General features: G+C 58.8%; 7 protein-coding genes. 3 read left to right on the plus strand and 4 right to left on the minus strand.

The window, feature by feature from the left end; all coding sequences use genetic code 11:
• On the plus strand, nt 1-305 hold a 305-nt coding region (locus CP49_RS45935), incomplete at its 5' end, for a hypothetical protein (protein WP_197423095.1).
• A gap of 390 nt (nt 306-695) precedes the next feature.
• Here CP49_RS45935 and CP49_RS47235 read toward each other — a convergent pair.
• Complete coding sequence (locus CP49_RS47235) at nt 696-1,076, minus strand: GNAT family N-acetyltransferase (RefSeq protein WP_057850649.1); 381 nt, start codon at nt 1,074-1,076, stop codon at nt 696-698.
• A 1,208-nt stretch (nt 1,077-2,284) separates the two neighbouring features.
• On the opposite strand from CP49_RS47235, the gene CP49_RS13000 reads away from it, so the two are divergent.
• Nucleotides 2,285-4,621, plus strand: a complete 2,337-nt coding sequence (locus CP49_RS13000; RefSeq protein WP_156438359.1) for a coiled-coil domain-containing protein — start codon at nt 2,285-2,287, stop codon at nt 4,619-4,621.
• Between the two features lie 113 nt (nt 4,622-4,734).
• On the opposite strand, the gene galE is transcribed toward CP49_RS13000, so the two are convergent.
• Together galE and CP49_RS41960 are read right to left on the minus strand one after the other, a co-directional pair.
• Nucleotides 4,735-5,784 carry a UDP-glucose 4-epimerase GalE gene (galE, locus tag CP49_RS13005; RefSeq protein WP_057850651.1) on the minus strand — a complete coding sequence of 350 codons (1,050 nt, stop codon included), beginning with the start codon at nt 5,782-5,784 and terminating at the stop codon, nt 4,735-4,737.
• Between the two features lie 162 nt (nt 5,785-5,946).
• The gene (locus tag CP49_RS41960; RefSeq protein WP_082646003.1) at nt 5,947-6,810 is read right to left on the minus strand and encodes a LuxR C-terminal-related transcriptional regulator; all 864 of its coding nucleotides are present in this window, start codon (nt 6,808-6,810) and stop codon (nt 5,947-5,949) included.
• Between the two features lie 629 nt (nt 6,811-7,439).
• On the opposite strand from CP49_RS41960, the gene CP49_RS13015 reads away from it, so the two are divergent.
• Complete coding sequence (locus CP49_RS13015; RefSeq protein ID WP_057850652.1) at nt 7,440-8,117, plus strand: sigma-70 family RNA polymerase sigma factor; 678 nt, start codon at nt 7,440-7,442, stop codon at nt 8,115-8,117.
• A gap of 228 nt (nt 8,118-8,345) precedes the next feature.
• Here CP49_RS13015 and CP49_RS45940 read toward each other — a convergent pair.
• Nucleotides 8,346-8,668, minus strand: a 323-nt coding sequence (locus CP49_RS45940; RefSeq protein WP_197423096.1) for a hypothetical protein, incomplete at its 5' end; no start/stop codon positions are given.

The following is an 8,668-nucleotide window of genomic DNA, read 5'->3' on the forward strand; positions in this document are numbered from 1 at the left end:
TCTATGGTCACGTGCACGAGCAGAAGATCTTTGAGGTCGCCGACGATGGAAGCGTCAGCGTCGTGAAACTGCGCTCGGATCGGGAATACTTCGTCAATCCGGGATCGCTGGACGCTTCGCGCAAGCAAGCGCCAAAATTCGCAGAATTTGCGCTTTTCGATAGCGGTCCAATGACCGTAGAATTCTTCCGCGTGCCTTATGACGATATGCTCACTGAAGCGAAGGCGGCTGGCGCCGGCTACCGCATCGGTCCTTGGCGGGACCGCTTCTACGCCCTGCAGCGTAAGGTTCCCGGCTTTCGATGAGCACCGCGGCGGAGGGATACGCACGGTGCCCCCGGGTAGTCTACTTCAGCCAAGGGCAGATCGCAGGGCTGCCAGCGCAGAAGCCGCGAACGATCGAGATGGAGACAAACGCGCATTTGCAAATGTTGGAGAGACAGACTCCGCCCGGACCACTCTCCCTCTCGCTCTGTTCACAGGCTCTGATGCGAAAAGCCATCACAACTACTTTCTATTAGCCCAAGCTCGATACGGCGGAATGCCTGGGCTGCCGATTGTTCGGTGTTCAACACAAGTCGGCGCAAGTGTGCTGTAACCGACAATCCAAAGGGGCCAGCACCGACAATGGTCACATCGCATAATGTAGACAAGCCACCCTCCCATTGGTCCTCGCCAAAGAGCCAAACCGATCGTCTAGGAACTAGCCCCCAAATACGGAATACAGAGCGACAGCTTCTTTTTTGGAGTATTCGTAGCAATCGTTCGTAGCATCCGCTTGGCACCGCGGAGCTTGGCCTCGATGCGGCGCTCTGGATTGTCTCTGCCTATTGCGATCCACTTCATGGCATGCTCGCTATTTGCCAGATGGGACTTGTGCCCACCGCCACCAGCCAGGAAGTCGTAGCTGCGTTCCCCGCGTGCGATGCTGTCCTGAATAGCCAGCACATGGCTGACAAGCCCAGGCTTGAGCCGGCCATCGCTCTCATAGAGAAAGCCGCTTTGGTAGTTAAGGACACGGCCGTTATGCACGAAATTGTACAAGACCCCAATTGTCTTGTCCCCAGCCAGCGGCATTACGGCTCCAGCGAAGCCGTGCAGATCGAACTGGAAGAACGGCGTCGCCGGCGCGCCCGTCTGCAGGGCGATTTTTGGAGCAAGTTGCCGGATTGTTTCCGCCCCCGGTTAAATGGAGCGGGCAAGTGTCCTTGGGCGGCCTCGATCGCCGGGGCTATCGATGTGCCAAGGTTTCAAACTGGACAGCCAGCACGACGACTGCAGCCACGAACTGGTGCTCAAGGTGCGCGCGCCGTGAGAAACGGGTCGTCCCTGGCAATAAATGGGTAATTACGATGGTCCATTGAGCCGGGGTAGCGTGGGACTAAAATTCGAGGAGGAATCCGCTCCAAGTGCTTGTAGCAACGGGTCTGATCGGATGCGAAGCAATGGAGACCGATACCAGCTAACATAGCGAAAACGCATGGCCCGGCGCCAATGATGGAACAGAAGGTTAGGCTTACAATTCGCTGCGGCGTCCGACAGCGACAGGTCCGCGCACTGAGGAAGACGGCTTTTGAGGGTTCTCCATGCGAGTTATAGAATTGCATCAGCGCAGCGCATAATGACCGCATCCAAGCAAAGCCGTATGACCATGTGAAAGGTGATTGCAGATGGGTCGCGCGGTCATTCTCTACGAGCAAATGAATACCGCCTGCGGTATCGCGGGCACGTTACGAAACGATTCGGACGGCGCGCTGTTTGCGCAGAACACGCAGAACACAATGAGGCGCCTGCCCACGCAGGGACGATCCGCAACCCCATGGATAGCCGCGACTTTGCTCGCGATAACATGGGCGTCGGAAACCCACGCTTGCCCGAAACAAGCGCGACACCCGGCTGAGGCCCAACACGCGATGGCTACCCGCGGTTTCGCTTCCGATGGAATGGCAGGTTATGGCGGCTTCGAGGCCTTGGCGTCGAGCAGCCGCAGAAGCGAAAGATCGGTGCAGGTTGCGCAAGCAGCGACCAGCGATGCAGGACAGCCCCGGGAACGGGAACACCACTGGTCCGAGACACTGTCTTGCGAACTCACGATTGCGAGGCGTGATATCGAGTTGCTGCAACGTCTCGAGCAAGAGCGCGATCGGGTCGAGTGGCTGGAGCAAGATCTCGCGGCTGCTCGGCGCGACGTCGAAACCCAAAGCGCACGGGCGGCGAAAGCAAGTGAGGGAGCGTCCCGGTTGAAACAAGCGGAGGCGAGTGGCGGGACGGAATTGGAGACGTCTTTGCAACATGAGCGCGAGCGGTCCGCACGGCTCGAGCAGGATCTTGCGGCAGCGCTTCGCGATGTCGAGGCCCAGACCGCGCTGGCTACGAAGGCGGCGGCCGAGGAAGTCTTGCAGCGGAAGCAGGCGGCAGAAGCCGGTGCCGGCGAGCTGAGGCGATCGATGCAGAAGGAGCGCGCAGGGGCCCACTCCCTCGCGCAAGACCTCTCGATGATGCGGAGCGCGATTTATGCGTACGAAGCTCAGGCCCGAAAAGCCGGAGCCGAAGCGGTGGAACTCAGGCGGGCCGTTGCAAACGGCGCCCCATCGCTTTGCAAATCCGCGCAAGAAGAGCACGACCGGTCCGCGCGGCTGGAGCAGGATCTTGCAGCGGCGCGGCGCGACGTCGAAACTCAGACGGCACTGGCGGCGAAAGCAAACGAGGAAGCGTGCTGGCCGAAACAAGCAAGCGAGAGCAGCAAAGCGGAGCCGCAGAAGTCACTGCAACAGGAGCGCGAGCCGTCCACGCCGCTGGACCAGGATCTTGCGGCGGCGCGGCGCGACGTCGAGACCCAAACGGTACTGGCGGCGAAAGCAAGCGAGGAAGCGTCCCGGCTGAAACAGGCAAGCGAGAGCAGCGAAGCAGAGCTGCAGAAGTCTCTGCAACAGGAGCGCGAGCGGTCCGCGCGGCTGGAGCAGGATCTTGCGGCAGCGCGGCGGGATGTCGAGGCCCAGGCCGCGCTGGCGGCGAAAGCAAGCGAGGAAGTGTCCCGGCTGAAACAGGCAAGCGAGAGCAGCGAAGCGGAGCTGCAGAAGCCTCTGCAGCAGGAGCGTGAGCGGTCCGCGCAGCTGGAGCAGGATCTTGCGGCGGCGCGGCGCGAGATGGAGTCCCAAACGGCACTGGCGTCCAAAGCAGGCGAGGAAGCGTCCCAGCTGAAGCAGGCAGGCGAGAGCAGCGAAGCGCGACTGCAGAAGTCTTTGCAGCAGAAGGGCGATCGGGCCGAGCGGCTGGAGCAGGATCTCGCGGCGGCGCGGCGTGACGTCGAGATCCAAACGGCACTGGCATCGAAAGCAAGCGAGGAAGCGTCTCGCCTGAAACAGGCAAACTTGAGCAGCGAGGCGGAGCTGCAGAAATCTTTGCAGCAGGAGTGCGGGCGATCCGCGCAGCTGCAGCAGGATCTTGCGGCGGCGCGGCGCGAGGTGGAGACCCAAACGGTACTGGCGTCGAAAGCAAGTGAGGAAGCGTCTCGGCTGGGACAGGCTAGGGGGAGCAGCGGAACGGAGCTGCAGCAGTCTTTGCAGCAGGAACGCGAATGGTCCGCGCGGCTGGAGCAGGACCTTGCGGCGGCGCGGCGCGAGGTGGAGACCCAAACGGCACTGGTGGCGAAAGCAAGTGAGGAAGCGTCCCGGCTGGACAAGGTCAGGGGGAGCAGCGAAGCGGAACTGCAGCAATCTTTGCAGCAGGAGCGCCAGCGGTACGCGCGGCTGGAGCAAGATCTTGCGGCGACGCGGCGCGAGGTGGAGACCCAAACGGTACTGGCGTCGAAGGAAAGTGAGGAAATGTCCCGGCTGAAGCAGGCAAGCGAGAAGGAACGCAAAAGGGCCGACGCACTTGCCCAAGACCTCTCGATCGCGCGCAGCGCGATCTATGCATATGAGGCTCAGGCCCGTAGGCTTGGAGACGAGGTGGCGGAACTCAGACAGGCGGCTGCAAACGGCGCACCGTCGCTTCGCGAATCCGCACAGGACGGGCGCGATCGGACGGCGCGGCTGGAACAGGATCTCGTAACCGCACGTCGGGATCTCGATACGCAGGCTGCTTTGGCGGCCAGGGCGAGCGAGGAGGTCGCGCGGACGAGGCAGGCGGCGGAGCGCGACTCAACCTCGTTGCGCAGCTCACTGCGGCTGGAGCGGGCTAGGGCCGAACAGCTCGAACGGGATCTCGCGCTTGCGAAACAGGTTGTGCCCAATGCGGTGACGGTTGGCTCGATCGCGCGGGACAAGCCTGCGGAAAGCGCGAAGTCAGTCACCGAATGGTCACCGGCGGCGGGCGTTCGAAACGATGCCCAGCCCAACTCCAAGAAAGCCGCGGGAGCAGCAGCGTTGCTTGCGCGTGCGAGCGCGCTGCTCGGACAGGGCGACATAGGCGCGGCGCGGATTGTGCTGGAGCGCGCCGTCGAGATGGGTAGCGTCCAGGCGAGCTTCTCACTCGCAGAAACCTATGATCCCTTGATCCTTGTCAAATGGGGAACTCTCGGAACCCGCGGCGATGCGGTCAGAGCGCAAGACCTCTACGCGAAAGCCGACGCCGCAGGAATCAAGGAGGCGAAAGCGCGAATTGAGGCGCTGCGTCGGTAGCACCAATTGGGGCGCACACGGAAAGTATCAGAGATAGCCTCATTGACCGGGAGCGCCGGCTGGGTGGGGACAGCAGTTGCTCTGCCGCGAGGCAGCGCCATATGTGGACGATTTCAGTGAACGGGCTGCGACTGTTCGCGAACCTTCAAGATCTGGGTGCCACGATAGCCATTTGGGTTTTTCATCTGCCAGCGCCAATGGTCGGCGCACATCTGCGTCAATGATCGCCTTGATGTCCAACCCAATAGTCTCTTCGCGAGCGTCGGATCAGCATAACAGATTGCAACATCACCGACCCTGCGTTCGTCGATCACATAGGGAATTGGCCTGCCGCTCACGACCTCGAATGTCCGAACCACCTCCAAGACGCTGCTGCCGTTTCCTGTTCCGAGATTGACGGTCAGTACGCCGGGTTGTTTCAGGTAGCTCAGAGCACTTAGATGTCCGGATGCAAGATCTACGACATGAATGAAGTCTCGGATTGCCGTACCATCCGAAGTATCATAGTCGTTTCCCCAAATGTGTAGCTTCTCACGTTTTCCGATTGCCACTTGCGCCACAAACGGCAACAGGTTGTTCGGAACGCCCAAAGGGTCTTCACCGATGAGCCCGCTTTCATGCGCACCAACCGGATTGAAGTAGCGCAGAATACCAATCCGCCAACTTTCGTCGGACCGATAGAGGTCCTTTAGCATTTCTTCGATGAAAAGCTTTGTACGGCCGTACGGGTTTGTCGGTCCGACCGGATGCTTCTCGTCCAGCGGCAGGTACATGGGAGTGCCATAAACGGTTGCGGACGAACTAAAAACGAGTGTCTTCACACTCGTTCTCGTCATGGCTGACACCAGCCGCATCGTTCCCAAAACGTTGTTCTCGTAATAGGTCATCGGCCGAACGTTGGAATCGCCTACCGCCTTGAACCCCGCGAGGTGAATAACGGCGGTCACTTCGTAAGCGCGCAATATCTCGTAGATTGCCTCTTCATTACAGATGTCGGCATGTCGAAAGACGAGCGATCGTCCGCAGATGGTTTGCACACGTTGGAGAGACGCTTCGTTGCTGTTGGAGAGGTTATCGACCGCGACGACATCCAGCCCAGCGTCAAGTAACGCGACAGAGACATGGGACCCGATGTAGCCAGCGCCGCCTGTCAATAAGATCATGTCGGAACTCTCCGGTCGGTACTTGCGCGGTCATGCCGGAGTGCCGCTGGCCTGATGTCGTCCTACACAAGATCGCGCACGACCGGTTCAGGCCCAATCGACAGCTTCGGTGCAATTCCGCTCAAGAACCAAGGGCCGCGAGAGTCCTGACAGTTGCCTGGCCTATTTTCCGAGCCGCGCTGGTCCGTTGCGTATCAGGCGGCCAATATTGGGAGCCTTCACGCGATGTGTGGATTGATTGATCAATTCTGGTCGTACTATTCCCTCGATCTGCTTGATATCGGAAACAATCGGGAGCGATTCCGGAAACGGCTCGCTTGTACTGGAGGCGTCAATTAGCGGTCGCACCAGTGAACCATTGTTCATTCCCCAAATTGCAGCTTGGGTCCGGTTCTGGACCCGGATCTTGCGAAGGATCGCCTTGACGTGGACCTTTACGGTCGCCTCCGCGATATCGATCTTGCGCGCTATGGATTTGTTGGAATCGCCCGCGATCAGGCATTGCATGATTGATCTTTCCCGGGGGGACAGTTGTTGCGTCATGCTACGCTCCGCGGTGAAGGCGATCGCCCGCGGCTCCGGCTTGGCGAAGTGGTCACTTTCAGGGTGGAGAATGGATGACATGAATGCCGGCGGGAAGATTATTTCGCCCATCATCACCAGTTCAATGGATTTGACGAATACATCGCACGTCATGACATCGATGAAATAGCCGCTGGCACCCGCCTGGAAGGCCACAACCATCTCTTCTAGCCGGTAGTGATCAGCTACGACCGCAATGCGTGCTTTCGGATGCCGCTCCCGCAAGAGCTCAATTTGTTCAACGGCGGTTTCAAAATCATCGCCCGCATGGACAATGAGAACCAGCGATGGGTGCGATTGGAGTTTGTTCGGCGACAAATCATCAGCGCATGATACCGACGCAAGGGTACGAAAATTTGCCGCGCTTAGAATTCTAGCAATACCCTCTCTGATTAGAACGCTTTTCCCGACGATGAACGTTGCACAAAATTGTCGCCTCCGCATCTCACTCTCCCGGTCATTACGCAATTTGACAATTTCGACAATTCCGAAGACACGGTAATTTCCAGCCTGAATTAGCGCTTTTCCGATCGATTGAGGCTTCTTCTCCTTCGTCTTCTAGAGTGTGGCAGCTTGTCGGGGTAGAGTTATTCTCCTTTCACAACGTCGGGTTGGTAAAATTTCGATGCCTCAAAGTTGGTAAGCGTTTGTGAATGTTAGATTCGAATTCCCGCTATCCAAATATACCTTTGGGTATAAGCCCTTCGGTACGTGCGGGGTATGTCTTCATAAGAGCAAACGCCTTTCTACATGCGAACGTGACGTCATCGCGCGTTGCAAAGTCACGTAGAAGCTAATCGCTTACCGGAACTCGATCCGTGAGCTCTCTCTAAAACGTGGACGGGCGCACTCGTGCTAAATCGATCCACAGTTCTACGGATGCTTCAGCTTCGGAATGTGCACAGTCTCTTGAGGAGTCGCGGCAAGCAGGAGCCAACCTCTCGCTGCCATCGTTTTTGCGGTGCCGCACTACCCATGATATATTGTCGCGTCAAACGGGGAGAGAAACGCAGGGGGAGAAACAAAGGCTGGGCGGCGGGGTTTAACGTTGAGGACAGGCTGAGGGCTGCCCAATGCGTAGCATTACTGTCGTGATTGCGGATCGACATCCCGTGGTTTTGCAGGGCTTGAGCAACGTGCTGGGAGCCCATTCCGATTTCAAGATTGTTGCATCTTGCACCGATGGTCCGGGATGCGTTGAGGCAATTCGGAATCTAGCGCCGCACATAGCTATTCTCGACGGCTCGATGCCTGGCGTGACCGCGCCGGAAGTTCTCTCTATCATAAATGCCGAGAAGCTTTCCACGCGACTCGTCTTTTTCACCGCATCTGAAGCGGAAAGTGAACTAGTCATGTCCGCCGCGGCCGACGGTTTCAACTTCATCTCAAGGGACGTGACGCCCGAAATTCTCGTGCGATTCTTACGCCAGGTTGCCGGAGGCCGACGGCTGTTGCCGCTGCCCACAGCCGAGGTGGTATTTCGGGAGCAAAGCGCGAGCATGGAGAACGCATTGGCTGTACTGACAGACCGGGAGCGCCAGATCATGCGGTTGGTGTCCGAAGGGCTGTCGAACAAAGAAATTGGCCGACGCCTGAACATCAGCAACGGCACCATCAAGGTGCATCTCCATCACATCTTTCAAAAGCTTGAAATCAGCAACCGGACGGTGCTCGCCGCCATTGCGATCTCGCAGGATGACGGTGCGGGTGTCTACCCGGAAAGTGAACCGCCTCGGATTCGTCGAGGTTAGAAACGAATCTGGAAGCACACTGAAGCGCAAACGCCTTGGCGCAAACCATTGTCAGCATCGTTGGCTCGGATCGACCGCCCGGTGCGCGCGTTGCGTCCGCTGCTACATGGCTTCCCGCAAGGCGCCCAGGGTCGAGGCTACAGGTCTGTCGGGCTGAGCCTGATCACGGCCCGATCCGGCGCTGCGATCGTGCGCAACAAGACGCTGTCGAAACCCTTCGCCGGGTGCTCATCGAAAACCGGGAACCTTACGCTGCAGGGCGTAGAAGCGGTCCCGCCAAGGACCGATGCGGTAGCCGGCGCCAGCCGCCTTCGCTTCAGTGAGCATATCGTCATAAGGCACGCGGAAGAATTCTACGGTCATTGGACCGCTATCGAAAAGCGCAAATTCTGCGAATTTTGGCGCTTGCTTGCGCGAAGCGTCCAGCGATCCCGGATTGACGAAGTATTCCCGATCCGAGCGCAGTTTCACGACGCTGTCCGCAAGAAGGTCGCGGACGCTTCCATCGTCGGCGACCTCAAAGATCTTCTGCTCGTGCACGTGACCATAGA

This window comes from Bradyrhizobium valentinum (genome assembly GCF_001440405.1).
Taxonomy (GTDB): Bacteria; Pseudomonadota; Alphaproteobacteria; order Rhizobiales; family Xanthobacteraceae; genus Bradyrhizobium; species Bradyrhizobium valentinum.

Coding starts and splice junctions, on each gene's coding strand:
- galE (WP_057850651.1), bottom strand. CDS start 5,784: ATGATCTTATTGACAGGCGGCGCTGGCTACATCGGGTCCCATGTCTCT.
- CP49_RS47235 (WP_057850649.1), bottom strand. CDS start 1,076: ATGCCGCTGGCTGGGGACAAGACAATTGGGGTCTTGTACAATTTCGTG.
- CP49_RS41960 (WP_082646003.1), bottom strand. CDS start 6,810: ATGCGGAGGCGACAATTTTGTGCAACGTTCATCGTCGGGAAAAGCGTT.
- CP49_RS13015 (WP_057850652.1), top strand. CDS start 7,440: ATGCGTAGCATTACTGTCGTGATTGCGGATCGACATCCCGTGGTTTTG.